The 24,826-nt window shown below is 65.7% G+C and carries 22 protein-coding genes; 16 read left to right on the top strand and 6 right to left on the bottom strand.

Annotated elements, in window-relative coordinates; genetic code table 11:
• Nucleotides 1-114: 114 nt before the first annotated feature.
• Genes SPH52_RS11970 through cobJ form a run of 3 tightly spaced genes read left to right on the top strand, consistent with a single transcriptional unit; the run spans nucleotide 115 to nucleotide 2,299 of the window.
• Nucleotides 115-744: a precorrin-8X methylmutase gene (locus SPH52_RS11970; RefSeq protein WP_411795244.1), complete on the top strand. Its 630-nt coding sequence runs from the start codon at nucleotides 115-117 to the stop codon at nucleotides 742-744.
• An 11-nt stretch (nucleotides 745-755) separates the two neighbouring features.
• Complete coding sequence (cobI, locus tag SPH52_RS11965) at nucleotides 756-1,481, top strand: precorrin-2 C(20)-methyltransferase (RefSeq protein WP_411795243.1); 726 nt, start codon at nucleotides 756-758, stop codon at nucleotides 1,479-1,481.
• Nucleotides 1,478-2,299, top strand: a complete 822-nt coding sequence (gene cobJ / locus SPH52_RS11960) for a precorrin-3B C(17)-methyltransferase (protein WP_411795242.1) — start codon at nucleotides 1,478-1,480, stop codon at nucleotides 2,297-2,299. Before cobI ends, cobJ begins: the two co-directional genes overlap by 4 nt.
• Here cobJ and SPH52_RS11955 read toward each other — a convergent pair.
• Complete coding sequence (locus SPH52_RS11955; RefSeq protein ID WP_411795241.1) at nucleotides 2,263-3,021, bottom strand: cobalt-precorrin-6A reductase; 759 nt, start codon at nucleotides 3,019-3,021, stop codon at nucleotides 2,263-2,265. The two genes, cobJ and SPH52_RS11955, sit on opposite strands and share 37 nt — an antisense overlap.
• Nucleotides 3,022-3,034: 13 nt before the next feature.
• On the opposite strand from SPH52_RS11955, the gene cbiE reads away from it, so the two are divergent.
• Genes cbiE through SPH52_RS11920 form a run of 7 tightly spaced genes read left to right on the top strand, consistent with a single transcriptional unit; the run spans nucleotide 3,035 to nucleotide 9,024 of the window.
• Nucleotides 3,035-4,252, top strand: a complete 1,218-nt coding sequence (cbiE, locus tag SPH52_RS11950) for a precorrin-6y C5,15-methyltransferase (decarboxylating) subunit CbiE (RefSeq protein ID WP_411795240.1) — start codon at nucleotides 3,035-3,037, stop codon at nucleotides 4,250-4,252.
• Nucleotides 4,249-4,635, top strand: a complete 387-nt coding sequence (locus SPH52_RS11945; protein ID WP_411795239.1) for a cobalamin biosynthesis protein — start codon at nucleotides 4,249-4,251, stop codon at nucleotides 4,633-4,635. Before cbiE ends, SPH52_RS11945 begins: the two co-directional genes overlap by 4 nt.
• Complete coding sequence (gene cobM / locus SPH52_RS11940) at nucleotides 4,632-5,450, top strand: precorrin-4 C(11)-methyltransferase (RefSeq protein ID WP_411795238.1); 819 nt, start codon at nucleotides 4,632-4,634, stop codon at nucleotides 5,448-5,450. The genes SPH52_RS11945 and cobM overlap by 4 nt, the downstream gene beginning before the upstream one ends.
• Nucleotides 5,447-6,250, top strand: coding sequence for a precorrin-6A synthase (deacetylating) (gene cobF / locus SPH52_RS11935; protein WP_411795237.1), 804 nt, complete (start codon nucleotides 5,447-5,449; stop codon nucleotides 6,248-6,250). The genes cobM and cobF overlap by 4 nt, the downstream gene beginning before the upstream one ends.
• Nucleotide 6,251: 1 nt before the next feature.
• A complete protein-coding gene (gene cobO / locus SPH52_RS11930) occupies nucleotides 6,252-6,857 on the top strand; it encodes a cob(I)yrinic acid a,c-diamide adenosyltransferase (RefSeq protein ID WP_411795236.1) in 606 nt (201 codons plus the stop codon).
• Complete coding sequence (gene bluB, locus SPH52_RS11925; RefSeq protein WP_411795235.1) at nucleotides 6,854-7,561, top strand: 5,6-dimethylbenzimidazole synthase; 708 nt, start codon at nucleotides 6,854-6,856, stop codon at nucleotides 7,559-7,561. Before cobO ends, bluB begins: the two co-directional genes overlap by 4 nt.
• Nucleotides 7,558-9,024, top strand: a complete 1,467-nt coding sequence (locus SPH52_RS11920) for a cobyric acid synthase (protein WP_411795234.1) — start codon at nucleotides 7,558-7,560, stop codon at nucleotides 9,022-9,024. Before bluB ends, SPH52_RS11920 begins: the two co-directional genes overlap by 4 nt.
• A gap of 66 nt (nucleotides 9,025-9,090) precedes the next feature.
• Here SPH52_RS11920 and nadE read toward each other — a convergent pair whose 3' ends face one another.
• Nucleotides 9,091-10,431, bottom strand: a complete 1,341-nt coding sequence (gene nadE, locus SPH52_RS11915; protein WP_411795233.1) for an ammonia-dependent NAD(+) synthetase — start codon at nucleotides 10,429-10,431, stop codon at nucleotides 9,091-9,093.
• Nucleotides 10,432-10,593: 162 nt separating this feature from the next.
• Between nadE and glsA the strand changes: the two genes are divergently transcribed.
• Nucleotides 10,594-11,526, top strand: a complete 933-nt coding sequence (glsA, locus tag SPH52_RS11910; RefSeq protein WP_411795232.1) for a glutaminase A — start codon at nucleotides 10,594-10,596, stop codon at nucleotides 11,524-11,526.
• Nucleotides 11,527-11,544: 18 nt separating this feature from the next.
• On the opposite strand, the gene SPH52_RS11905 is transcribed toward glsA, so the two are convergent.
• Entirely contained in the window at nucleotides 11,545-12,315 is a 771-nt protein-coding gene (locus SPH52_RS11905; protein WP_411795231.1) for a glycerophosphoryl diester phosphodiesterase, read from the bottom strand.
• 133 nt (nucleotides 12,316-12,448) lie between these two features.
• Here SPH52_RS11905 and SPH52_RS11900 point away from each other — a divergent pair, with 133 nt between their 5' ends.
• Both SPH52_RS11900 and SPH52_RS11895 read left to right on the top strand, forming a co-directional pair.
• Entirely contained in the window at nucleotides 12,449-13,009 is a 561-nt protein-coding gene (locus tag SPH52_RS11900) for a hypothetical protein (RefSeq protein ID WP_411795230.1), read from the top strand.
• A gap of 87 nt (nucleotides 13,010-13,096) precedes the next feature.
• Nucleotides 13,097-14,074 carry an NADPH:quinone reductase gene (locus SPH52_RS11895; protein WP_411795229.1) on the top strand — a complete coding sequence of 326 codons (978 nt, stop codon included), beginning with the start codon at nucleotides 13,097-13,099 and terminating at the stop codon, nucleotides 14,072-14,074.
• A gap of 72 nt (nucleotides 14,075-14,146) precedes the next feature.
• On the opposite strand, the gene SPH52_RS11890 is transcribed toward SPH52_RS11895, so the two are convergent.
• Together SPH52_RS11890 and SPH52_RS11885 are read right to left on the bottom strand one after the other, a co-directional pair.
• A complete protein-coding gene (locus SPH52_RS11890; RefSeq protein WP_411795228.1) occupies nucleotides 14,147-17,110 on the bottom strand; it encodes a LysM peptidoglycan-binding domain-containing protein in 2,964 nt (987 codons plus the stop codon).
• A 107-nt stretch (nucleotides 17,111-17,217) separates the two neighbouring features.
• A complete protein-coding gene (locus tag SPH52_RS11885) occupies nucleotides 17,218-18,123 on the bottom strand; it encodes a MurR/RpiR family transcriptional regulator (protein ID WP_411795227.1) in 906 nt (301 codons plus the stop codon).
• A 146-nt stretch (nucleotides 18,124-18,269) separates the two neighbouring features.
• On the opposite strand from SPH52_RS11885, the gene SPH52_RS11880 reads away from it, so the two are divergent.
• The 3 genes from SPH52_RS11880 to SPH52_RS11870 all read left to right on the top strand — a co-directional run bounded on the left by SPH52_RS11880 (nucleotide 18,270) and on the right by SPH52_RS11870 (nucleotide 22,301).
• Nucleotides 18,270-19,598 (top strand): aspartate aminotransferase family protein, encoded by a 1,329-nt coding sequence (locus SPH52_RS11880; RefSeq protein WP_411795226.1) that lies wholly within the window; start codon nucleotides 18,270-18,272, stop codon nucleotides 19,596-19,598.
• Nucleotides 19,599-19,607: 9 nt separating this feature from the next.
• The gene (locus tag SPH52_RS11875; RefSeq protein WP_411795225.1) at nucleotides 19,608-20,171 is read left to right on the top strand and encodes a carboxymuconolactone decarboxylase family protein; all 564 of its coding nucleotides are present in this window, start codon (nucleotides 19,608-19,610) and stop codon (nucleotides 20,169-20,171) included.
• Between the two features lie 234 nt (nucleotides 20,172-20,405).
• Nucleotides 20,406-22,301: an SLC13 family permease gene (locus SPH52_RS11870; RefSeq protein WP_411795224.1), complete on the top strand. Its 1,896-nt coding sequence runs from the start codon at nucleotides 20,406-20,408 to the stop codon at nucleotides 22,299-22,301.
• Between the two features lie 74 nt (nucleotides 22,302-22,375).
• Here SPH52_RS11870 and SPH52_RS11865 read toward each other — a convergent pair whose 3' ends face one another.
• Nucleotides 22,376-24,820, bottom strand: a complete 2,445-nt coding sequence (locus SPH52_RS11865) for an acyl-CoA dehydrogenase (RefSeq protein ID WP_411795223.1) — start codon at nucleotides 24,818-24,820, stop codon at nucleotides 22,376-22,378.
• Nucleotides 24,821-24,826 lie beyond the last annotated feature (6 nt).

Genomic DNA, 24,826 nt, shown 5'->3' with positions numbered 1-24,826 from the left:
CCAGGGAAGGCAAAAGTAGCGCCCAGGGATGGGTTTACAGCGCCCTCGTGAAGGCTTGTTGCCGGCAAAGCTCCCGGTTGAGAAAAACGCTGATGGTGTATCTGGAGAAAACGAATGCCCCACGTCTATGAAACGGATGGTCCGGCCATCTACCGGGAATCCTTTTCCATCATCCGGCGCGAGGCCGAATTGGCGCGCTTCGCGCCGGAGGAGGAGCCGGTGGCCGTGCGCATGATCCATGCCGCGGGCTTGGTGGAGCTCGCCGCACATATCCACTTTCGCGGCGACGCGGTGAACCGGGCCCGGGCGGCGCTGGAGCGGGGCGCGCCGATCCTGTGCGACGCGCGCATGGTCTCCGAGGGCATCACCCGCAAGCGCCTGCCGGCAGACAACGCCATCCTCTGCACCCTGCACGACGAGCGGGTGCTCGACCTGGCCCGGGAGCTGGGCAATACACGTTCAGCGGCGGCCGTGGAGCTGTGGCGGCCTCACCTGGAGGGAGCGGTGGTGGCAATCGGCAATGCGCCGACCGCCCTGTTCCACCTGTTGAACATGCTGGAAGACCCGGCCTGCCCCCGCCCGGCGGCCATCATCGGCTGCCCGGTGGGTTTCGTGGGCGCCGCCGAATCCAAGCAGGCCCTGTGGGAGAGCGCCGCGGCGCCCTGCGTCGTCGTCGAGGGGCGACTCGGCGGCAGTGCGGTCACGGTGGCCGCCATCAATGCCATGGCGGATCGCAGCGAATGAGTCTAGCCATCATGAAGCCAGGAACCATCCACGGGGTAGGCCTCGGGCCTGGCAGCCAGGACCTGATGAGCGTCAGGGCGGATCGGTTGATCCGCGGGGCGTCGCATGTCGCCTATTTTCGCAAGAGGGGCCGCACCGGCCATGCCCGTAGCATCGTGGAAGGCTTGATTGCGTCTGATGCCATCGAGCTGCCGATGGAGTACCCGGTCACCACCGAGATCCCCTTCGACGACCCCCGCTACAACGAGCTGCTGGCGGCCTTCTACGAACGCCACGTCGCCCAGCTGACCGAGATCGCTGAGGCCGGCCAGGATGTGGTGGTGCTGTGCGAGGGCGACCCGTTCTTCTACGGCTCCTTCATGCACCTCTATACCCGCCTGCAAGGGCGGGTGCCGGTGGCGGTGGTGCCGGGTATCACCGGCATGTCCGCCGCCTGGACCGCCACCGGGCGGCCGGTGACCTGGGGCGACGACATCCTGACCGTGCTGATGGGCACCCTGCCGGAGGCGATGCTGGTGGAGCGCATCGCCCAGACCGATGCCCTGGTGGTGATGAAGATCGGTCGCAACCTGGCCAAGCTGCAGCGCGCGCTGGCCGAGGCCGGCCGGGAGCAGGAGGCCTGGCTGGTCGAGTACGCCGCCATGCCGCAGCAGCGGATACGGCCGTTCCGCGAGGTCGGCGACAGCGTGCCCTACTTCTCCATCGTGGTGATCCATGGCAACGGGAGGCGGCCATGAGAGATCCTGAGTGGGGGGAGGAAGGGTGGCTGAAGGTGGTCGGTCTCGGTCCGGGCGATGCTGCGCTGATCACCCCGGAAGTCTCCGCCGCTCTGAGTGAGGCCACCGACGTGGTGGGCTACGTGCCCTATGTCGAGCGGGTGGCGCCGCGGCCGGGGCTGACGCGCCACGGCTCGGACAATCGTGAGGAGATCCGCCGCGCGGAGCAGGCGCTGCAGTTGGCCGCCAATGGCCATCGGGTGGTGGTGGTCTCGTCGGGCGACCCCGGCGTATTCGCCATGGCCGCGGCCCTCTTCGAGGCGCTGGAGGCGGGGGAGCCGGCGTGGCGTTCGCTGGATATCCAGGTGCTGCCGGGTATCTCCGCCATGCTGGCCGCCAGCGCGCGAGTGGGGGCGCCGCTGGGGCACGATTTCTGCTGTATCAACCTCTCCGACAACCTCAAGCCTTGGGCGGTGATCGAGAAGCGCCTGCGGCTGGCCGCCGAGGCCGACTTCGCCATGGCCTTCTACAACCCCCGCTCCCGGGCACGGCCGGAGGGGTTCGCCCGCGTCTTGGAAATACTACGAGAGGCTTGCGGGCGGGAGCGTTTGATCGTGTTCGCCCGGGCCGTCTCCACGCCGGAAGAGCAGCTGACGGTCACCACGCTGGGCGAGGCCACGGCGGAGATGGCCGATATGCGCACCCTGGTGATGGTGGGCTCCAGCCAGACGCGTCTCATCCAGCGCCATGCCGGAGGCGCCGAAAGTGACGAGAGCGCCGAGCGTCAGAGCACGCCCTGGGTTTATACGCCGCGCTCGGTTTCAGGGGCGGGCGCATGAGCGAGCCAGGCCAGCACTGCCTTGACGGAGTGCACCTCATGACGGGAAGGCAGCGCCGGCCGCTCGATCATCACCACCGGCAGCCCCAACTGGCGGGCCGCAGTGAGCTTGGCCACCGCGCCGTCGCCGCCGGAGTTCTTGCACACCAGGCGCTGGATGCCATGCTCCCGCAGCAGGGCCAGGTCGCCTTCCAGGGTAAAGGGGCCGCGGTCGATAACCACACTGTGATGCGGCAAGGGCAGCGACGCATCGGGCCGGTCGACAAGGCGCAGCAGATAGTGGTGCTGGGGCTGGGCCGCGAAGGCGGCGAGGTGCTGGCGCCCGATGGCCAGCAGGACTCGCTCGTGCGGGCCGGAAAGCGCCACCATCGCGGCCTCGATGCCGGCCACCCGCTGCCAGCGGTCGCCGGCCTGGGGCGCCCAGGGCGGCCGGGTCAGGGCGAGGCAAGGGATGCCGCTCTGTTTCGCCGCTGCGATGGCGTTGCGGCTCATTTGCTCGGCGAAGGGGTGGGTGGCATCGACCAGATGAGTGATGCGGTTATCTGCCAGAAAGGCGGCCAGGCCCTCCACGCCACCAAAGCCGCCAACCCGAGTCGGCAGCGGCTGCGCCTTGGGTATCGCCACCCGGCCGGCATAGCTGAACAGGGCGGGAATCCTACGCTCGGCCAGCGCGTTGGCCAGGGCACTGGCTTCGGTGGTGCCTCCCAGAATCAGGACGTTCATTGGGGCTTTCATAATGGCTGAGGAACACGCTCCCTGGCTGACTCTGCTCGGCTGGGGCGAGAGTGGCACAGCGGGCCTGACGGCGGCAAGCCGGCAAGCGCTGGACACCGCCGAAGTGGTGTTCGGCGCCCGACGCCATCTGCGCCTGCTGCCGCCCCTGGTCGCCGAGGTGCGCGAATGGCCAGTGCCCTTTGCCGATGGCATCCCCCAACTGCTGGCCGAGCGCGGCCGCCGGGTGGTGATGCTGGTCTCCGGCGACCCCTTCTGGTTCGGGGCCGGTACGACCCTGACGCGCCACCTTGCCCCCGGCGAATGGACGTCACTGCCGGCATCTTCCACCTTCAGCCTGGCGGTATCGCGACTGGGCTGGCCGCTGGAGGGCTGCGCCTGCCTAGGCCTGCATGCCCAACCCCTGACACGCATCCGGCCCGACCTGCAACGCGGTAGGCGCCTGCTGGTGCTGGTGCGTGACGGCGAAGCGGTGGCCGAGCTGGTGGAGCTGCTGCAGCGCTTCGGCTTCGCGGAGTCCCGGCTGCACATTCTGGAAGCGCTGGGCGGCGACCGCGAGCGCGTCCGTAGCGTGCAAGCTGGCGATGCCATGCCAGGCGATATCGCTCACCCGGTCGCCGTAGGATTGGAGATGGCCGGAGACGGGCCGGCTCTGCCGCTGACCCCTGGCTTGCCGGATGCGCTGTTCGAACACGATGGCCAGATCACCAAGCAGGCCGTGCGCGCCCTGACCCTGGCCGCCCTGGCCCCGAGGGCGGGGGAGCGGCTATGGGATATCGGCACGGGCTCGGGGTCGGTGGCCATCGAGTGGCTGCTGGCCCACCCGGATAACCACGCTGTGGCCTTCGAGCGTGACGCTGAGCGTGCGGCGCGGGCACGTCGCAATGCCCATGATCTCGGCGTCGACTGGCTCGAGGTAGTGGAGGGCAGCGCCCTCGACGTACTCAATGATCAAGCGCTGAGCGAACAGCCCCCCGATGCGGTCTTTATCGGCGGCGGGCTATCGCAACCCTTGCTGGAGGCGCTGTGGCAGCGGCTGCCGGCCGGCGCTCGCCTGGTGGCCAATGCGGTGACCCTGGAGTCCGAGGCCCTGCTGGCGCAATGGCAGCAGGTGGCCGGCGGTGAGTTGCTGCGCCTGGAGCTCGCGGCCGCCGCGCCCCTCGGCACGCGGCGGGGCTGGAAGGCCAGCTACCCCGTCGTGCAGTGGCGGGTAAGCCGATGATAGTGGTGAATGATTCGATAATGGTGGCGGGTTTAGGTTTTCGCCGCGAGGCGCGGCTGGCCTCGCTGATCGATGCGTTGGAGCAGCTCGAAGCGCAACATGGCAGCGTCGACCGGCTGGCCGCCACGCGCACGCTGTTGCCGCTGGTGCAGGAGTTGGGACGCGCCCGAGGCATTCCAGTGATCGGCGTGGAAGACGAGGCGCTGCCGTCGGCCGTTACCCTTTCGCGCTCCCGACATAGCTTGCGGGCGCGAGGAACGGGGAGCGTCGCCGAAGCCGTTGCCCTGTTGGCGGCGGGGTCCGGCGCGGAGTTGCTCGGGCCCCGGCTGATTTCGGCGGACCGACTGGCTACCGCGGCGGTGGCGAAAAGAGATATTCCATGACGATACACTTTATCGGCGCCGGCCCCGGCGCTCCGGACCTGCTGACGCTGCGGGGCCGGGACCTCATCGCCTCCTCTCCCGTGTGCCTCTATGCGGGTTCGCTGGTACCCGAGCAGCTGCTCGAGCACTGCCCGGCGGGCGCCCGTATCGTCAACACCGCGCCGCTATCGCTCGATGAGATCATCGCCGAAATGCGTAGCGCCCATGCCGCGGGCCTGAATGTGGCCCGGCTGCACTCCGGGGACCTCTCGGTGTGGTCCGCCATGGGCGAGCAGCTGCGCCGGCTGCGTGAGCTGGCGATTCCCTACACCATTACCCCAGGCGTGCCGTCCTTCGCCGCGGCGGCTGCCACCCTGGGGCAGGAGCTGACGCTGCCGGGGGAGGCGCAATCCCTCGTGCTGACTCGCACGCCGGGGCGGGCCAGCGCCATGCCGGACGGCGAGACCCTGGCCAACTTCGCCAGGACCGGCGCCACCCTGGCCATTCACCTTTCCATCCACAATCTGGCCCAGGTGGTGGAAGACCTGATGCCGTTCTACGGCGCCGATTGCCCGGTGGCCATCGTCTGGCGGGCCAGCTGGCCCGATGAGCGGGTGGTCCGGGGGCGCTTGTCGACGGTGGTCTCCCAGGTCGACGACGCCATGCAGCGCACGGCACTGATCCTGGTGGGGCCGGTGCTGGGCAGCGAGGACTTCCAGGAGAGTAGCCTCTATGCAGTCGGCTATGACCGTCGCTTTCGGCCCCAGTCGGCGGACTCGCCCTTTGCCGACACCGCACCCGGCGACAAGAGGGCCGATAAGAGGAATGAGCCATGATCCACCTCTCGCTGATCGGTATCGGCACGGGCAATCCCGAGCATGTCACCCTGGCCGCGGTGCGGGCGCTCAACGAGGCGGACCTGATCCTGCTGCCGCGCAAGGGGGAGGGCAAGTCTGACCTGGTCGACCTGCGCCGACTGCTGTGCCGAAATCTGCTGGAGGCGTCGTCACGCGCCCGAATCGTGGAGTTCGACCTGCCTCGCCGCGACTCCCGCGCCGATTACCTGGGCGCGGTGGACGACTGGCACGGAGCAATCGCTGAGGTTTGGGCGGCGCTGATGGCGACCCATCTACCCCAGGGTGGGCGAGTCGGCATGCTGATCTGGGGCGATCCCTCGCTGTATGACAGCAGCCTGCGAATCGCCGAGCGCCTGGGCGCCAAGGGGCAAGAGGTCGAGATACGTGTGGTGCCGGGCATTACCAGCCTGCAGGTCCTCACCGCCGAGCACCGCATCCCCCTCAACGTGCTGGCCGAACCGGTGCAGATCACCACTGGGCGGCGGCTGCGCGAGCGCGGCTGGCTCAGCGATGCCGAGAGCGTCGCGGTAATGCTCGACAGCGGCGGGGCCTTCGAGTCGCTGCCACCCGAAGGCCTTTACATCTGGTGGGGCGCCTACCTCGGCATGGAGAAACAGAGCCTGATCCACGGCTGGCTGGTGGACGTGGCCGCAGCGATCGTCGAGCACCGTGCCGCCCTGCGCGAGCGGCATGGCTGGATCATGGATGTCTACTTGTTGGCCCGCAAGCCGCTGACGCCGAGCCAATCGAACAGCCCTACCGATACCAAAGGAGTGTGAAATGAAGCACGTCGATCCGCAGCGTCATGCCGAGCGCATGGCCCACAAGCAGGCGATCATGAACGAGCGCATCGCCCGTGCCGACAAGGAACAGGGGGTGCTGCTGGTGCTCACCGGGCCCGGCAAGGGCAAGAGCAGCTCCGGCTTCGGCATGCTGGCGAGGGCCCTGGGCCACGGCATGAAGGTAGGCGTGGTGCAGTTCATCAAGGGCAAGTTCCAGACCGGCGAGGAGGCGTTCTTTCGCCGGCAACCTGGAGTGGAATACCACGTGATGGGCGAGGGCTACACTTGGGACACCCAGGACCGCGAGCGCGATGTCCAGGCCGCCGAGGCCGCCTGGGCCGAGGCCAGCCGGATGCTGGCCGACGCCAGCTTCGACCTGGTGCTGCTCGACGAGCTCAATATTGCCCTGCGCCATGAATATCTGAATCTAGACCGTGTACTCGACGACCTCCAGGCTCGCCCCGCGATGCAGCACGTGGTGGTCACCGGCCGCCACGCCCCGGAGGCGCTAGTCGAGCTGGCCGACACCGTCACCGAGATGCGCGTGGTCAAGCACGCCTTCAAGGAGCAGGGGATAAAGGCGCAGAAGGGTATTGAATTGTGATTCCAGATCACGCTTTCCCGGAGGCGCAACGGGCCGGCCTCTATCGCGCCATCTTTGAGCGTCGGGATGTGCGTGCCCAGTTCCTGCCGGACCCAATTCCGCACGAGGTGCTGGTACGCCTGCTGGAGGCTGCCCATCACGCGCCGTCGGTGGGCTTCATGCAGCCCTGGGACTTCCTGCTGATCGACAGCCTCGAGGTGCGGCGTGGGGTGCATGGCATCTTCGAGCGGGAGAACGCCAGAGCGGCCGAAAACCACGACGGTGAACGCGGGCAGTTGTATCGACGCCTCAAGCTTGAGGGCATCCTGGAGAGCCCCCTCAACCTGTGCATCACCTGCGACAGGGCACGAGGCGGCGAGCATGTGCTGGGGCGCAACAGCATCGTCGACACGGATCTGTTCAGCACCTGCCTGGCGATCCAGAACCTGTGGCTGGCGGCCCGCGCCGAGGGCATCGGGGTGGGTTGGGTCAGTATCCTCGACCAGGGAGAACTGGCGGAGGTGCTGGGCTTGCCGGAAAGGGTCTATCCCCTGGCGTACCTGTGCCTGGGCTATGTCAGCGAGTTCCTGGAGCAACCCGAGCTGGCACGTAAAGGTTGGCGTCAGCGCCTTCCCCTGGCGGAGCTGGTGCATGGCAATGGCTGGGGACACGCCCTGGTGGATGAAGCGCTACAAGAGGCACTGGGCGAGGTGGACCGGCCATGACCACCCTGATGATCCAGGGCACCACCTCGGATGCCGGCAAGAGCACGGTGGTGGCTGGGCTGTGCCGGGTATTGGCGCGGCGGGGCGTGTCGGTGGCGCCATTCAAGCCGCAGAACATGGCGCTGAACAGTGCGGTGACGGTGGACGGCGGCGAGATCGGTCGCTCTACGGCGCTGCAGGCGCTGGCGGCAGGTGTCGAGCCCCACAGCGACATGAACCCGGTGCTGCTCAAGCCGGAGAGCGACCGCGGCGCTCAGGTGATCTTGCGTGGCCGGGTGCACGGCCACATGGACGCGCTGGATTACCACGCCTACAAGCGCACCGCGCGGGAGAGCGTGCTGGCGGCCTGGCAGTCGCTGTCGTCGCGCTTCGATGTGATCATTGCCGAGGGGGCGGGCAGTCCTGCCGAGATCAACCTGCGCCAGAACGACATCGCCAACATGGGATTCGCCGAGATGGTGGATTGCCCGGTCGTGCTGGTGGGCGATATCGACCGCGGCGGCGTCTTCGCCCAGTTGGTCGGCACCCTGGAGTTGCTCAGCGAGAGCGAGCGCTCACGTACCCGTGGCTTCATCGTCAACCGCTTCCGCGGCGATATCGCCCTGCTCGAGCCGGGCCTCGAATGGCTGGTAGAGCGTACCGGTAAGCCGGTATATGGCACGCTGCCCTATCTGCAGGGATTATTGCTCGACGCCGAGGACAGCATCGGCCGCAGCGGCCGGGTGGGGCAGGGGGATACCCTCAAGGTGTTAGTGCCGGCGCTGCCGCGCATCAGCAATCACAACGACTTCGACCCGCTGCGCCTGCATCCACAGGTCGAGCTCAGCTTTATCGGGCCGAATCGGATTGGACCAGGCCAGTCGATTCCTCACGCCGACCTGATCATCCTGCCCGGCAGCAAGAGCACCCGCAGCGACCTCGCCTGGCTGCGTGCTCAGGGCTGGGAAGCGGTGATAAAGCGCCATTTGCGCTACGGCGGCAAGGTGCTGGGCATCTGCGGTGGCTTCCAGATGCTGGGGCGGGCGGTGCACGACCCGGATGGCCTCGAGGGACCTGCCGGCTCGACGCCGGGGCTCGGCCTGCTCGATGTCGAGACCCACATGATAGCGGGCAAGCAGCTGCGCAACGTGAGTGGGCGCTTGCTACCCGAAGGCGTGCCGATCAGCGGCTACGAGATTCATAACGGTGTGAGCGAGGGGGCTGCCCTGGAGCGCCCCTTGTGCGAGCTGGAGGGGAGGCCTGACGGCAGTGTTAGCCCCGATGGCCAGGTCATGGGCACCTACCTGCATGGCCTGTTCGACCGCCCCGAGGCGTGTGCGGCACTGTTGGCCAGCTGTGGACTCGACGTACAGGGTGCTGCGGTGGATTACCAGGCCCATCGGCAGCAGGAACTCGATCGGCTGGCCGACTGCCTGGAAGCGCACCTGGACATGCCGGCCATCGAACGGCTACTAGGGCTGTGAGCTGCTTGGCATACGGGCCGACACCTGAGTGTCGGCCCGTTTTTCTTTTGGGAATGAGGTAGATATTCAGTCTGGAGCAATTGGCAACTGGCGCTTGTGCTCGGTGCGACGGTAGGTGGTGAGGATGGTACCGAAAGCACGCTCGGACACGTCCCGGTTCTCCAGGAAGTCGTCGATCTCCTCGTAAGTGACACCAAGGGCCACCTCGTCGAGCTTCTGTGGTGCGAGCGATTCGAGATCGGCGGTGGGTGCCTTGTTCACCAGCTCTTCCGGGGCACCGAGATGTTGGCCAAGCAGGCGCACCTGGCGCTTGGTCAGGCCGGTCAGGGGTGCGACGTCACAGGCCCCATCGCCGTACTTGGTAAAAAAGCCCATCAACGCCTCGGCGGCCTGGTCGGTGCCGATGACCAGGCCACTGCGAGTACCGGCCACGGCGTACTGGGCCACCATGCGCTGGCGCGCCTTGACATTGCCCAGTACGAAGTCGCGCTGGCCGGCGTCTTCGAAGGTCAGGCCGCCGCTTTCCAGCGATTGCAGCAGCGCATCGCTGGCGCCCTGTATGTTCACATCGAGCACTTCGTCAGGCTGGATGAAGGCCAGCGCCTTGTCGGCATCGTCGGCGTCCTGCTGCACGCCGTAGGGCAGGCGCATGGCGATGAAGATGGCCTGCTCACCCTGTTTGCGCCGCTGCTCCACGGCCAGCTGGGCCAGGCGGCCGGCGACCGTGGAGTCGACGCCGCCGCTGATCCCCAGCACCAGCGTCGTCTGTCCGCTTTCCTGCATGACGTTGCAGAGAAAGTCGCGACGCCGTTCGATTTCATGCCGGGCTTCGATATCGGCCTTGGCCTGAAGCTGCACGCCGATGGCGCGCTGCATGGCCTGGCGTGAGCGTGTTTCTTCCGCCGCCTCCGTTGTGCTCTCGAGACACAATCGATGGTAATGGGGCAGGCGTTCCAGTGCGTAGTGGGCCGCGGCTAGGCGCACTTCATTGCGTTCGCCGTCGAAGCGGCGAGTTTCGCAGTAGTGATGATGGTCGCCGTTGTGGCGGAATGCCCAGGCGAAGCACACGGTGCCGATGGGCGTATCGTCGTCACCGGGGTTGGGGCCGGCAATGCCGGTATTGGCCAGAGCCACGTCGGCGTCGTTGTTGTTCAAGGCGCCAGCGGCCATCTCGGTGGCCACGGCTTCGCTGGTCAGTCCGTAGCGCTCTATGGTGTCGAAACTGACGCCGAGGTAACGGTTCTTGGACTGGGGCGAGTAGACGCCAAGACCACAGTCGATGCTCTGGCCGCTTCCCGGCACCCGCGCCAGTTCGGAAACGATGAGCCCGGCAGTACACGACTCGGCGGTGGCGAGCTTGAGTTCGTTGTCGATCAGATAGTCCGTAATGCGATCCAGCAGTTCCATTGCTTCATCTCCTGTGGGCCGACTAGCCTTGGTAACGAGTCCTCTCTAACCCTAGGCCATCAAGCAGCGCACTGGCGAGTGGGTAGAGATGTGCTGGGTATACCCCGAGGTCGCCCTAGGATAAGCCAAGACTAGAGTAAGCCAGGAAAGGCGAGGTCAATCATGGAAGGCATCGACAAGATGATGAGCGAGTACTTAAGCGAGACCTTGGCACGGGATCGAGAGTATCGCCATGAAAATGAAAGGCCCTCCTTTACCGAGGAGGGCGAAGCTGACCGGGAACGGGTCGGCATTGCCGTGATGGGTGCCGAGGGAAGCCTCGCTCAGGCCGGTTGTGTCGAGCAGAGGTTTCCGCTGGAGAGCGTTTCCAAGGCACTCACGCTCGCTCTGGCGCTGGAGGATGTCGGCGCCGAGGTGTTGTTCGAGCGCGTAGGCATGGAGCCTTCTGGTGATCCGTACCACTCCATGGCCACCCTGGAGGAGGGCGAGGTAGGCGTTCCTTCAAACCCAATGATCAATGCCGGCGCCATCGTCACTACCGCCATGATCAAAGGGCGTGACGGTGAGGAGCGTTTTGCCCGGCTGCGTGACTTCTTTCGCCGCCTGGCGGGCAATCCGTCGCTTGACTATGACCCAGCCATGTTCGAGGCAGAGGACCAGGACCTCAACCGTGCGCTGTTCTATTTCATGCGCAGTCACGACGTACTCGAAGGCTCCGAAGAGGACTTGCTCGTTCCTTACCTGAAACAAACGTCCATCGAGGTGAATTGCCTCGACCTGGCACGCATGGCCGCAGTGCTGGCCAATCGCGGCAAGGACCCCGAGAGTGGCGAGAGGCTTATCGGAGAGGAGACGGTAAGCCTCGTGCTGACGTTGATGTTCACCACCGGCATGTACGACCAGTCTGGGCGTTACGCCATCGAGGTGGGTGTACCATCGAAGAGCGGCGTATCCGGCGCGATCCTGGCCGTGGTTCCCGACCGCATGGGGCTCGGCGTGATTGGCCCGGCGCTGAACGAGCACGGCAATAGCGTTGCCGGGCTGCGTATATTGAAGCAGCTGTCGCAACAGTGGCGCCTCGGTATGTTTACCTGAATTGTGGCTGACTGCCGCTTACTGCTGGGCGGGTGGCGGAGCAATGCCGGTAAACAGGGCCGGGTCGTCGCTGATCGCACTGTCCACTCCCCAGGACCAGCGGTTGGCGAAGGCTGCCGGGTCGTTGGGGGTATAGCACAGCAGGCGATAGCCGGCGGCCTTGATCTCACGGGCACGGCGCGCAGTGAGCCGCGTCCAGTCGGTATGGATGCTGTAGGCATCCAGCGCCTCACAGCGGGTTCGCCACTTTTCCGGCACGCTCTCGGTCAGTATGCCGATGGGCAGCAAGGAAGCATCGGCCAGAGTGCGCGCGTGTCGCAGAGCGGGCTGGTCGAAGGAGGAGAGGATCAACCGTTCCGGTGGCAGGGCCTCGAGCAGGCGAGGGACCACCACTTCTGCCAGTTCGGTGCCGCTGCGCTTGCTGGTCACCTTGAGTTCCATGTTGACGCCCATGTCCAGCTTCACCAACAAGTCCAGCATTTCGCTCAGCGTGGCCATGCGCTCGCCGCGAAAACCGTCGCCGAACCAGGCGCCGACATCGAGCTTGCGCACCGTGGCGAGATCCAGCGTGGCGAGCCTGCCATGCCCATCGGAACAGCGCTTGAGCGTGGCATCGTGCCAGATCACCGGCGTGCCGTCGCCGAGCAACTGGACGTCGAGTTCCACCCACTGATAACCCGCCTCGTGCGCGGCTCTCACGGCCGTCAACGTATTTTCCGGGGCGTGGGCGGAGAGCCCGCGATGAGCGATCAGTCTGGGCAGTGCAATGGCTGGATGCGGTGAGGTCATGCGTGATCTCCAATCGAGTCTTGGCCAAATCTACCGGATGTCGATGACAAGATAGCGATCCGCTCGGGACGCGCATGGTATCGGGCGCGACTATGCTAGTCTTGCGCCTTTGAATAAAGCAATGAGGCAAGGCATGAAGGTGATGACCCCCGAGCGGGACGAGCAGCGTGATGCCTGGCTTGCCCGCCTGTGCGCCGACATCTATGGAAGGGAAGCGGGTCTATCGCCGTTGGTCACGTTTACCGGCACACGGCAGGTGCTGTTTTCCCAAGAGGCCGCGCGGCTCTGGGCGCTGGTGGACGACCAGGGCAGGCCCGGTGCGCTGGCGCTGCTGGCACTCGATTCGTCGGGCTCTGGCATGGTGCTGCGGCTGCATGCCTCGCCCGGTGGCGATCGCGAGAGCCTGCGCCGCTTGATTCGCGAGCTGGCCCAGAAGGCGCCGCTGAGGGTCGATGCAGTGGACCAGGACGAAGAAGCGTTCTTTCGCCGCTGCGGTATCGAGCGCTGGTTCGCGGCCCCCGGCGGGCAGCGCGTAGGTCTCTCGCCGCATCATCCGGCGCGTGGCGTGAACGAGCTGGAACCGCCGCTGGGCTTCGATGACGAGGCGGTGCTACGGCGCTTCAAGCACGATCCGCGCTTCTTCGAGCAGGAGAAGGCCCTTTTCGTCGACCGGCTGGCGGCGTTCCCCGGCTGAGCGCCGCTGGTGGTGCCACCCTTGACCGCATACGCGAACAGCGGTTGGATGGTGCACATCTATCGTTAGTGAACAAAGGAAAATGACATGGCCAAGCGCATCCAGTTTGCTCGTACCGGCGGCTCCGAGGTGCTTGAGTTCGTCGACGTGACGCCAGTCGATCCTGCTGCCGGCGAGGTTCGGGTCAGGAATGAGGCCGTCGGGCTCAACTTCATCGACATCTATTTCCGCACCGGCCTCTATCCCGCCCCTGGGCTACCGTCGGGGCTCGGCACCGAGGGGGCCGGCGTGGTCGACGCCGTCGGCGAAGGCGTGAAGCATCTGAAGGAGGGCGACCGGGTCGCCTATGCCCAGGGGCCGCTCGGCGCCTACGCCGAATATCATGTGCTGCCAGCGGACAAGGTCGTAGTGCTGCCTGACGGCATCGAGGCGGAAACCGCTGCGGCCAGCATGCTCAAAGGGCTGACTGTTCAGTACCTGCTGCGCCAGACCTGCCCGCTCGAGGGCGGCGAGACGATCCTGTGGCATGCCGCCGCCGGCGGGGTGGGCTCCATCGCCTGCCAGTGGGCCAAGGCGCTGGGCGTGAAGCTGATCGGCACCGTTAGCTCGGAGGAGAAGGCGACGCTGGCCAAGGCCAACGGCGCCTGGGAGACCATCGACTACACCCGCGAGAACGTGGTCGAGCGGGTGCGCGAGCTGACCAACGGCGAGATGTGCGACGTGGTCTACGACTCGGTGGGCAAGGACACCTGGATCACCTCGCTGGACTGCCTCAAGCCGCGTTCGCTGATGGTCAGCTTCGGCAACGCCTCGGGACCGGTCGATGGGGTCAATCTCGGCATCCTCAACCAGAAGGGCTCGCTATTCGTGACCCGTCCCAGCCTCAACGGCTATGCCGACACCCGCGAACGGCTGGAGATGATGTGCCGCGATCTGTTCGACCTGCTGGGCAGCGGCAAGGTCACGGTCGACATCGGTCAGCGCTTCGCCCTGGCCGACGCCGGCAAGGCTCAGGATGCCCTGGCCAGCCGCAAGACCACCGGCTCGACCATACTGTTGCCCTGAGAGCAGCACCGGCATGACACGACGCCCGCCTCATCGAGGCGGGCGTCGTCGTTGCCGTTCCGCTGTGCAAGACTAGGCGTACTCCAGGGGTGATTCGATATCGAGCTGCGGCAGGATGGCATCGAGTTCGAATTGCGAACGGGGCGTCAGGGAGCCGCTGCGAGATTCCCCAAGAGAGGGCGAGGCCAGCTCGAAGCCGTCTGCGTGTTCCTCGAACTGCAGAATATCTCCATCGAACTCGTCGAGCGTGTTGTGCAGGTTGTCGCGCAGCGCAGCGAGCATGGCCGTTCCGTTCTCGCCTTCGGCGATGGCATTGATCCACTCCACGGTCTGCTCGGGCGAGAGCCCGTGGAGTTCGCCATAGCGGATCAGCAGGGGCACTGCGCTGTGCCCCTCACCGCTCTGGTCGATCAATATCTGGGCTGCCTCCTCGCTGAAGCCGGCATGGGCGAGAAAGTCCGCCGTGGTCTGGGTTTCGAAACGGCTGTTGTGCTGTGCGTTCAGATAGGCGTCGCGGCCGAACTGGACTAGGGTGGCCAGGGTGGCAATGCCGAAGCCGACCGGACCTGCCAGCGACGAGCTGCCGAATACCGCATAGCCGACTCCGCCAGCCACTGCCGCGTTGAGCCCGGCACCGACGACATCGCCCTCGTTCAGGCGAACCAGCGCATCGACACCGGCCAGGCTGGCACCGAACAGGTGCACGAACTTGCCGCCCAGCTTGAGGCCTGGCGTGACCCGGGAGCCCTCGCCGCTGGTGAGCAGGGCATCGACCAATTGGGCGCCATCCACACCGACCCGCGCCGTCTCGATGGAAACCTGCAGGGCGCTGCGCAGCGAGGGATCGTCGCCGTAGGCGTCGATGGCGTTGGCCAGCCCCGAGCCGACGATGGAGAGGGCAGAGGCGCGGAAGGCGCGATTGTAGGGCGAATCGCGGAAGATCTCGTTGGTCTTGTCCAGGGTGTTGTTGAGGTTGCGCGCCACGTCGATGCCGTAGCGCTGCGGATCGAAATCGTCGGTGAACTCAGGTATCAGGGGTTCGAAGGCATCGGCGAGCTCGTCGAGTTCGTCGGCCGTGGTGCCGAGCAGTTCGGCGAGCCCCGGGTTGTTGCGCAGTGTCTCGTCAAGCCGAGTCCGGGCCTCATCCAGCGACTGGGCGTCACTGGGGTCGATGTCGCCGGCCGGCAGGATCACGTTCTCGCGCAGATAGGCGCCGGCCAGGCTCACCGCGAGGGGGTGGTCGCCAGTGATGCCCAGCTCGTTGAAGGTTTCGATCAGGGCGTCTCCCGACTCCCCCTTCACCAGTTCGGGTCTCTCCTGGAGGGCCGTCGAGACGGCCAACTGGGCGTTGGGATCGTCGAGTAGGGCGTCGATACGTGCCTGATGATCTGCCCGCACACCGTCGGGCAGCGCCTGCAGTTGCTCGATCTGTTCCAGCAGCCCGGCACCGCTGTCGGCCAGTTGTTCCTGCAACGCCTGGAATTCCGCTTCCCAGTCGGGATTCGAGGCGATGTAGTCGTCGATGGCCGCTTCGAGCTGTTCCTCAGTCATCGCCGCGCCGCCGTTGAGGATGAGGAAGCTCAATTCGTCGAGATGTTCGTGATAGTCATCGGCCTGCTCGGCGATGGTACGGTCGCGGAACTGATCTACCGCGCTGAAGACCTCGTCACGAAAGCCCTCCACGCCTTCCAGCGAGGCGATCGCCAAGGCCAGGCTGGGAATGGCCTCGCCAGAGGAGACCGCCTCGTTCATCTCGTTGCGCACCGTGTTCATGTCGACCGGGAGCTGCTCGGCGAGCCGGTTCACCGCGCGGTCGCCCGCTTCCGTCCCGGCGATGCGGTCAAGGATCTCCATCAGCATTGCGGTGCCGTTCGGCCCGGCCATCGCCCCGCCGTAAGCCTGCAGGTCGCCCTGGTTGGCCGCTTCGATCTCATCGACCAGGGCATCCACCACCTCGCTGGCAAGTTCGGCCCCCAGCCCCTCGGTCAGGGCGTCGAGGCGTTCGATCATTTCGAGCGTGCGCAGTTGCGGGGTATCGGTACCTTCCAGCTCTCCGTCAAGCGGCTCGGCTGCCCAGGCGGCGGCGTCATCGATGATCGTCTGGGCGTCACTGGAGCGGTCGAGTGCGTTCTGCACGCGGTCGGGGGCATCGGCCCGACCCGCTTCATAGGTGCGTAGCGCATCGGCCGGATCGTCCTCGGCGCGGGCGTCGGCGATGATCCCGGCTCCGGCTTCGGCGGCAATCTCCCGGGTGTCGCTGGAGCGATCCAGGGCCGCCCGTACCGCCGAAGAAGCGTCCTCATACCGCTCTTCGAGCACGTCGAGTGCCTCTTGCGGATCGCTGTGCTCGCGGGCTTCGGCAATGATCTCGCGGGCTGCCGCTTCCGCTTCCGGCTCGGTATGGCTACTCGGCTGAAGCGCCAGGCCGCTGTTCTGTGCGGCCTGCTCGATCGCCATCTGGGCGGGGCCGGCATCCACCCAGTCGTGATCGTAGATGCGCTGCAGGGCGGCCTGCCGCTCATCGGCCGGCAGTGCCGCCAGGTAGCGCTCGATGTCCTGGGAGATGGCATCGATCTCAGCGTCGTAATCGATTGCTGCCGGGTCGTCGGCATATTCGAGGTCGTTGCCTCGCTCGCGCAGGCCACCGATGAAATCGTCTTCGCCGATGGGAATGCCTTGGGTGTTGCGTGGCGACTGGGCTGCTTCCTCGGGGGAGGTGTGCGGAACGAACACGATGTCGCCGGGGTCGATCTTCGCCGGGTCGGAGATGTCGTCGCGCTCGTTCAGGGCGAGGAATTCGTCGAAGTCGAGATGGAGCTCTTCGGCGATCTCCCACAGGCTGTCACCCTCCTCGACGACGAAGACCCGCTCCGCCGTATCGTCGATTTCGCCTGGTCCACCTGCCGATGCGCGGGCACTGAGAGCCTCTTCGACGGCTTGTTCGAAGCGCCGCCGTTCCGCCTCGGTCATGGCCTTGGACGTCACGCCGTCGGCCTGGTAACGGCGCAACGATTCGATATCGATCCGGTATGACATGCTCCGCTCCTCCCTCCGTGAAGGCTTCACCATAAGGAGGAGAGAAGGCCTGGTGTCTTAAGCTTTGTTGAATTTTTTGTGGCACTTCTCATGGGAGACCGGCGAGATCACAGGGAGGCGCCGAGCTCGGCGATTATCGTCTCGCGGTGCTTGAGCGCCGCCAGCCCAGACTCGCCCAAAATACTGGCCACCTCACTCAGCAGGCCTTGGACAAGCAGCATGAAGGCACACATGCTATTGCTGTAGAACAGGCTGTGGTTGGGTACCGGAAAGCTGTGACGCGCGACCCGGGCCAGGGGAGAGCTCTCCGAATCTGTCAGGGCAATGACCTCGACTCCATGGCGGGCCGCGACCTCGGCCGTGGCCAGCACGCTCGGGGTGTAGGGGAAGCAGCTTGCCACCACCAGCACGTCGCCGGGGTCGAGCTGGGCCAGGGCATCGGCGACGCCTTGTCGCCCCGAGTCCAGGGGAGCAACGTCGGGGCGCAGCATCCCCAGGCCATAGGCCATGAACAGCACCAGGGAATGGAACTGGCGCATGCCGTGGACGCGCACCCGATGGGCCGTCGCCAGCAGTGTCACCGTCTGTTCGAAGGCAGCTGGATCGATCCGCTGCAGCAGGCTCGCCATGTTGGCACTCTCTTGTCGAGCCAGCCGGCTCATCCGGGCCAGATCCCCCGTGTCGCCGCTTGCTTCGAGTAGGCGGGAGGCCTGGTCGCTGTAGAAGCTCTGGCCTTCGGTGACTTCACGGCGGAAGACATCCTGCAACTGGCCGAATCCCCCATAGCCCAAGCGCTGGGCCAGGCGTGAGAGCGTCGAGGCATTGACGCCCAACTGGTCCGCCAACTCGGTGATGGTGGAGACCGCGGCCTGTTGCGGTGCCTCGATAAGCAGCGCAAGTGTGTGCCGGGAGCGCTTGCCCAGCCGGATGCCCGCCTCGCCGGCCTCGATGGCCTTGAGCCGTTGCTTGAGGCCGTTCAGCGTCTGCGGGGGTGTGGTGGGGGTGTCCGTCATTGCATCGATTCACTTCTCTCGGGGCGTCGGGGGAGCATTGTAGCCTTTGACCTCCTGGAGACGCTGGGTTGGAATTTTTTGCAAATATTAATTGCAAATTATAATAGAGCACTTATATTTTGCTTATTGTCACTTCGGAGGATTCCATGAGCCACGTCTTCCATCGCAGCCTGACGCAGGATTACCCCACGGCCGTCAAGGGCGAAGGCCCTTACCTGATCGACGATCAGGGGCGGCGTTACCTGGATGCCTGCGGTGGAGCCGCGGTCTCCTGCCTGGGGCATAGCGATGTCGCCGTCATCGAGGCCATTCGCGAGCAGGTGGGCAAGGTGGCCTACGCCCACACCGCTTTCTTCACCACCGAGCCGATGGAAACCCTGGCCGACTTCCTGATCGAGCGCGCACCCGCAGGGCTCGAGTCGGTCTACTTCGTCTCGGGCGGTTCCGAGGCGATGGAGGCGGCCCTGAAGCTGGCGCGCCAGTACTTCATCGAGATCGGCCAGCCGCAGCGTAGGCACTTGATTGCGCGCCGCCAGAGCTACCACGGCAATACGCTTGGGGCGCTCGCCACCGGGGGCAACGCCTGGCGGCGCCAGCAGTTCGAGCCGCTGCTGATCGACGTGAGCCATGTCAGCCCCTGCTATGCCTATCGTGGCCTGAAGGAGGATGAGACCCCCGAGGCCTATGCGGTGCGCCTGGCCGATGAGCTCGAGGGCGAGATCCTGCGACTCGGGCCGGAGAACGTGATGGCCTTCGTGGCCGAGCCGGTGGTGGGTGCCACCATGGGCGCGGTACCCGCGGTGCCGGGGTATTTCAAGCGGGTTCGCGAGGTGTGCGATCGCCATGGTGTGCTGCTGATCCTCGATGAAGTGATGTGTGGCATGGGGCGCACCGGCACCCTGTTCGCCGCCGAACAGGAGGGCATCACCGCCGACCTGATCACCATCGCCAAGGGGCTCGGGGCCGGCTATCAGCCGATCGGCGCCACCCTGGTCAGTGGGCATATCCGCGATGCCATCGCCAGTGGCTCGGGCTTCTTCCAGCACGGGCATACCTATATCGGCCATGCGACGGCTTGTGCTGCGGCGCTGGCGGTACAGACGACCATTCAGGAGCGCGACCTGCTGCCGAGGGTGCGTGAGTTGGGAGAGGGACTGCAGCGGCGCCTTACCGAGAGCTTCGGCGAGCATCCCCACATCGGCGATATACGTGGCCGGGGGCTCTTCCAGGGCTTGGAGCTGGTGGCGGATCGCACCACCAAGGCGGCATTCGATCCCGAGCGCAAGGTGCATGCACGCCTCAAGCAGGCCGCTATGCAGGCGGGGCTGATGTGCTACCCGATGGGCGGTACCATCGACGGTCGTCAGGGCGATCACATTCTGCTGGCGCCGCCCTTCATCCTCGCGGAAAGCCATCTGGATGAGATCGTCGACAAGCTCGATATCGCCCTGCGCAGTGTGCTGGGTAGCCGATAGGAGATACGCATGACCATCGAATCCCGCCTGACCCCACTCGACGAGGCGCGCCTGGACGCAGAGCAGCGCCGCGTACTGGAGGAGATCCTCAGCGGCCCACGCGGCAACCTGGACGGCCCCTTCCTGGCTTGGGTCCATAGCCCGGGCCTGGCCGATCACGCCCAGCGGCTGGGCGCCTTCTGCCGCTACGGCACGCGGCTGGAGCTGCGCCTGACCGAACTGGCGATCCTGGTCACCGCTGCCTGGTGGCGGTCCCAGGCCGAGTGGCAGATCCACGAGCCCATCGCCCGCGAGGCCGGGGTCAGCGACGCGGTGATCGAGGCGCTGCGCACGGATCAGGAGCCGGTCTTCGAACGGGATGATGAGCGCCTGATCTATCGCCTGGGCAGCACGCTCTATGCCACCCGGCGCGTCGACGCGGCGCTCTATGCCGAAGCCGTCGAGGCCTTCGGCGAACCCGCGGTGGTCGAGCTGGTGGGGGTGTTCGGCTACTACGCCCTGGTGGCCATGACGCTCAACGTCTTCGCGGTGCGCCGCGACACGGATGCTCCCCTGCCGTTCAGCGAGCCGTAAGGCCGGCGCGTCGTGTTTCAAGGCATTACCACTACGAACCGGAGCATCTCGAGGCGGTCAATGCCATGCTCGAAAGGATGGCGAAGTAAGCGTTCGGCAGAAATTCATCAGTACTACTGAACCCGGCCACGACCGGGTTTTTTCATGGTGTGGCCGAAGTTGCAGAAAAGGCTGGATTTTTTTGCGTGCGACTGTTGTGCTGAGGCCAAAGAGCCACAACAGGGAGCGGTTGGAATGGCCGATCATACGCTGGTATTCATCGTGCTGGGCCTGACGCTGGCCGCCTTCGTCTGGGGGCGCTTCCGCTATGATCTGGTGGCGCTGACGGCCCTGCTTGGGTCGGTTCTATTGGGCCTGGTGCCGGGTGACGAAGCGTTTCTGGGCTTTGGCCATCCTGCGGTGATCACTGTTGCCGCGGTACTGGTGCTGAGCCGTGGCTTCGAGCGTTCCGGGGTCGTGGACGTGATCGCCGAGCAGGTACTCAAGGTAGGCGACCGTTTCTTCCTGCAACTGGTGGCGCTGAGCGTTACCGTCGTAGTTCTCTCCGGCTTCATGAACAATGTCGGTGCCCTGGCGCTGCTGTTACCCGTGGCCATGCGTCTGGCGCGAGAGCACGACACCTCTCCCTCCCTGCTGTTGATGCCGCTGGCCTTTGGCTCACTGCTGGGTGGACTCACCACCCTGATCGGCACGCCGCCCAATATCATTATCGCCAGCTATCGTCGCTCGGTTTCTGGCGAGGCTTTCGGGTTGTTCTCCTTTTCACCGGTGGGTGTGGCGGTGGCCTTGGCCGGGCTGGCCTTCATTTTGCTGATCGGCTGGCGGCTGGTTCCCCAGCGCGCCGGCAAGGCATCCACCGAGGCGATGTTCGATACCGCCAACTACCTGGTCGAGCTCAAGGTCGGCGAGGACTCCAAGGCCAACGGGCTGACCCTGCGTGAGTTGCAGCGGGAGCTGGAAGAGACCATCCCGGTGCTGGCGGTAGTACGCGACGACAAGCGCCGCGCCGGCCACGCCTTCTTCGGCGTACTCAGGGAGGGCGATATTCTCATGCTGGAGGCGGGCCCCGAGGAAATGAAGCTGCTGGAGGACAAGGCTGGGCTGTCTCTCGGCGTTGAGCCGGAGGACCAGGCAGAAGCAGCCGATGATATTAGCGGGGAGCGTGTCGATCCTGTCCAGCATCAGCCGAGCGATGACAGCAACGACCAGCGGACGGAGAGGAAAGAGAAGAAAGATAAGGAGAAAAAGGAAAAGAAAAAGCGGGTCGATACCGAGGGGCTCGAACTGGTCGAGGCGGTGGTGCGAACCGACTCCATGATGGTTAATCGTACCGTGAGTCAGTTACGCCTGCACAACCAGTTCGGGTTGCACCTGGTGGCAGTAGCTCGGGACGGGGGCCGACTCAAGCAGCGCCTGCGTGATATCCGCTTTCGTGCTGGCGACGTCCTGCTGCTACAGGGTGGCGAGAGTGAGCTCTCCGAGAGCCTGGCGACGCTGGGGTGCCTGCCGCTGGCGAGCCGCAACCTGGCGCTGGGTCAGCCGCGCATGCTGCTGGTCTCGCTGGGCATCTTTGCGCTATCCATCCTGGCCATTCTGCTGGGAGCCCTGCCCGCGGCGGTAGCGCTAGCGGGTGCGGCCGTGGTCTCGCTGTTGGTGGGTGTGCTGCCGCTGCGTGACGGCTACCAGGCCATCGACGGCCCGGTGATCGTGCTGCTTGCCGCCATGATTCCGGTGGGGCAGGCGTTGGAGAGCAGTGGCGGCGCGGCGCTGATCGCAGAGGCGATGCTGGTATGGGGGGGGCAATGGCCCGCAGTGGTTACCCTGATAGTGCTCTTCGTAATCACCATGATGCTATCGGATATCATCAACAACGCAGCAGCGGCGGTGCTGATGGCGCCGATCGCCGTAAGCCTGGCCAACGGTTTCGATGCCTCCATCGATCCATTCCTGATGACGGTGGCCATTAGCGCCTCCTGCGCCTTCCTGACCCCCATCGGACACCAATCCAATACCCTGGTGATGGGGCCCGGTGGCTACCGGTTCGGTGACTACTGGAAGATGGGGCTGCCCTTGGAGCTGGTGGTACTGGCGGTAGCGATACCGATGATTCTAATTGTGTGGCCTCTATAAGAGAGGAAAAGAGAGGGAAACAAGAGCCCCGGCGCGAGGCCGGGGCGGTAGGGTTGCTGCAGTTGGGAGAGGTGTCAGGCTGCGTTGTGACGCAGAATGTTGGCCTTGTCGGTGGCGAATTCGTCGTACTCGAAGTCGTCGACGCTGAGCAGTTCCAGCACCTCGGCTTCGAAACGGCGCATGAACTCGGCATCCTCCTCGCTGACCAGCCCCTTCTCCCGCGCCGCCTCCAGGCGTGCCTCGGGGTGCAGCGCCTGGCGCGGCAGCTCGCCCTTGGCATAGGCCTTGTTGACCGTGCGGTAGAGCGCCTCGGCGCGGTCGTAGTCGACCAGTAGGGCGTTGTAGTGTGCCAGTGGATTGGCCTTGAGGCCGTCGTCGTTCTGCCAGGTCGCCTCGAGCAGTTTGGCGCGCAATGCGGTGTCGCGCGACACCGCCTGGGCGATCTCCCGGGTCAGATGGTCGGCAGGGCGCTTCCAGCGCCGGCCCAACGGCATCACCACCGCGCGCAGCACGCCGGCCAGTGCCCGGTTGGGCAGGTTGTCGAACAGCTCGTCGAAAGCCTGTTCGGCGCGCTGCAGCAGGTGGGTACAGCTGTAGTGGAGCAGGGCGGCTTCGCCCTCGACCTTGTCGCCCTCCTGCCAGTGCTTGAGCACCATCGAAGCGAGGTAGAGGTTGGAGAGCACGTCGCCCAGGCGCGCCGAGATCATCTCGCGCTGCTTGAGGGCGGCGCCGAGACTGGCCATGGCGGCATCGGCGCACAGGCTGAAGCCGGCCGACAGGCGCGCCATATCGCGGGCGTAGGGCGCGGCGACGGCATCGAAGGGTACGCTGGGCTTACCGATGCCGAGCCCCATGGTGAAGGCGCGGGCAGCGTTGCCGAAGACCAGCGCGGCGTGGCCGAAGAAGGCGCGATCGAAGGCCGGCAGGTCGTTGCTGTCCGAGGCGGCCAGTTCCTCCAGCACGAAGGGGTGGCAGCGGATGGCGCCCTGGCCGAAGATCATCAGGTTGCGGGTCATGATGTTGGCACCCTCGACCGTGATCGACACGGGGTTTGCGCTATAACCGATACCCAGGTAGTTGCGCGGCCCCAGGGTCACCGCCTTGCCGCCATGGATGTCCATGGCATCGGAGAGGACGATGCGCTGGAACTCGGTGAGCTGACTCTTGAGTATCGCCGAGGGTACCGCCGGCTTCTCGCCGCGGTCGATGGTGTTGGCGGTCTGGTAGACCGCGGCCTGGGCGATATAGCCCAGCGCGGCCATGCGGGCGAGCGGCTCCTGCACGCCTTCCATCTCCACCACCGGCACGTTGAACTGGCGGCGGATACGGGCGAAGCCGCCGGTCCATCCCAGCGCGTAGTGCGAGGTACCGCTGGCACCCGAGGGCAGGGTGATGCAGCGGCCAATGGAGAGGCACTCCACCAGCATGCGCCAGCCCTGGCCGATCATCTCGGTGCCGCCGATGATGGTGTCCAGCGGCACGAACACGTCCTTGCCCTTGATCGGGCCGTTGAGGAAGGGGCTACCGATGGGGTGATGGCGGCGGCCGATTTCCATTCCCGCAGTGTTGCGTGGCACCAGCGCCAGGGTAATGCCGCGATCCTCCTCCTCACCCAAGAGGTGGTCGGGGTCGAACAGGCGGAAGGCCAGCCCCACCACGGTGGCGATTGGTGCCAGGGTGATCCAGCGCTTCTCGAAGTTGAGGCGCAAGCCCAGCACCTCCTCGCCGTTGATCATCTTCTTGCACACGATGCCGGTGTCGGGCAGTGAGGTGGCGTCGGAGCCGGCGCGCGGGCCGGTGAGGCCGAAGCAGGGGATGTCGCGGCCGTCAGCCAGGCGCGGCAGGTAGTGATCCTTCTGCGCCTGGGTGCCGTACTTGAGCAGCAGCTCGCCCGGCCCCAGGGAGTTGGGTACGCCTACCGTGACCATCAGCGTCTCGCTGATCGAGAGCTTCTGCAGCACCAGCGACTGCGCCTTGGCCGAGAAGCCGAGACCACCGTACTCCTTGGGGATGATCATGCCGAAGAAGCCTTCCTTCTTCAGGTACTGCCACAGTTCCTCGGGCAGGTCGGCGCGCTCCTTGGCAATCTCCCAGGCGTTGCACATACCGGCGGCCACGCTGCACTGGTGCTCGATGAAGGCGCGCTCCTCCTCGCTCAGGCCATCATCGTGGTAGGCCATTAGCTTGTCCCACTGCGGGCGACCCGAGAAGAGTTCTCCATCCCAGGCCACGGTACCGGCTTCCAGCGCGGTGCGCTCGGTGTCGGACACCTTGGGCGAGACGCGCTTGAACATGGCGAACAGGCGCGGCGTGAGCCATTGGATACGCAGTGCCGGCAGGCCGGCCACGGCAACCGCCGCCGCACCGAGCAGCAGCAGTACGCCAAGCACGGGGGAGACCAGCAGACTCACCAGGCCTAGGCCGCCAAGCATTATCAGGATTGGCACGGCGCCAGCCTCGCGCCGCATTAACGCCAGCAGGCCAGCGACGGTGAGGATGAGGAGTATGAGGGTGAGCATTTCTTC

The sequence above is a fragment of the Halomonas sp. A29 genome (assembly GCF_046723295.1).
Lineage (GTDB): Bacteria > Pseudomonadota > Gammaproteobacteria > Pseudomonadales > Halomonadaceae > Halomonas.
The sequence above is the reverse complement of the archived record's forward strand: the minus strand, read 5'-3'. Positions and strand labels throughout refer to the sequence as shown.